Genomic DNA, 1579 nt, shown 5'->3' with positions numbered 1-1579 from the left:
GTGGGGTGATCCTTTACCCTACCGATACGATTTGGGGCATTGGTTGTGATGCGACAAACGAGGAGGCGGTGCGGAAGGTCTTTGAACTAAAGCACCGAGCAAGTGCCAAGGCACTGATCTCTATTGTAGATAGCTCTGCCAAGCTGCAAGGGCTTATGAAGGAGGTGCCTGAGATCGCTTACGACCTGATTGAGGCAAGCCCTACCCCACTCACGGTGATCTACCCTGGGGTGCATGGATTGGCACCCAACCTTTTGGCAGAGGATGGGAGTGCGGGGATCCGAGTGGTGGAGCGTGAGCCCTTCTGTAGGGATCTTTGCCTAAGATTTAAGAAGCCAATTGTGAGCACCTCTGCCAATGTATCGGGAGCACCTAGTCCGGCACACTTCGGAGAGATCTCTCAAGAGATACTCGAAGGGGTGGACTATGTAGTGAAATATCGACAAGGCGATAGGAGGCCTGCCACTGCCTCGAGCATTATCAAGCTGGAGGTGGATGGACAATTCAAGGTACTAAGATAGGATGAGCAAGGAGCATAAATCGGTGCTAAAGATTTTGGAGTGGCGCGAAAAGCACATTCCAGAGCAGATCTTTATCCTGATACTTGCCTTCGTGATTGGGGTGCTCTGCTCCTTTGCAGCTGCGATCCTAAAGGGGTCGATCCATTGGATTGCGGACCACGCAGCGTCCTTCTCCGAGGTCGACGACCTCTATATCGGTTACCTGATCACGCCGGTGGTGGGTGTCTTCGTTACCTACCTCTTTGTGAAGTACATTGTGCGTGATGATATCAGCCACGGCGTCACCAAGATTCTCTATGCCCTTAGCCAGCGTAAGAGTCGGCTGAAGCCACACAATATGTGGAGCTCTATTGTCGCCTCTTCTATCACCATTGGTATGGGTGGTTCGGTAGGTGCAGAGTCGCCTATTGTGATGACTGGCTCGGCGATCGGGAGCAACATCGGTCGCTTTTTTCACCTAGAGCATAAAAACCTAATGCTCCTCTTGGGGTGCGGTGCTGCGGGGGCGGTAGCGGGGATATTCAAGGCACCGATCACGGGACTTATCTTTGTGGTGGAGGTGCTGCTGATGGACCTCACCCTCACCTCTGTACTACCGCTACTTATCTCCTCGGTAACCGCTGCCTCTTTCTCTTACCTGATCTTTGGTACCGAGGCACAGTTTGCCTACGAAGCGACAGAGGCTTTTACACTCGGTAGGATGCCATGGGTGATCGTACTAGGAGCTCTTTGCGGACTCGCCTCGCTCTACTTCACCAAGATCTCCTTTGGGCTGGAGCGCAAGCTGAAAGGGATGACACACTATTGGGAGAGGTTTCTGGTCTGCGCGGCGATCCTCAGCACGCTGATATTTTTGCTTCCCCCACTCTACGGTGAGGGGTATAACTCTATCAGCACGCTGATTAGTGCCGAGCCACAGCGGGTGATGCAAGGCTCTTTCTTTGAGAAGTTGACCGGCACCACGTGGGCACTTCCCCTCTTCTTGACATTAGCGGTACTGGCAAAGGTTTTTGCCACGGTGGCGACCAATGCGGGTGGTGGAGCCGGTGGTGTCTTTG

2 protein-coding genes are annotated in these 1579 nt (G+C 53.3%); both read left to right on the top strand.

Going from position 1 to position 1579, the window contains the following annotated elements:
- Window positions 1–521: L-threonylcarbamoyladenylate synthase (locus QVO39_RS05050; RefSeq protein WP_288171789.1), on the top strand; the 521-nt coding region annotated here is incomplete at its 5' end.
- Between the two features lies 1 nt (window position 522).
- Window positions 523–1579, top strand: a 1057-nt coding sequence (locus QVO39_RS05045; protein ID WP_288171788.1) for a chloride channel protein, incomplete at its 3' end; no start/stop codon positions are given.

It is taken from the genome of Porphyromonas sp. CAG:1061 (genome assembly GCF_000435035.1).
GTDB lineage: Bacteria > Bacteroidota > Bacteroidia > Bacteroidales > Porphyromonadaceae > Porphyromonas_A > Porphyromonas_A somerae.
Note: the sequence above shows the minus strand (reverse complement) of the source record. Positions and strands in the feature narration are given on the sequence as shown.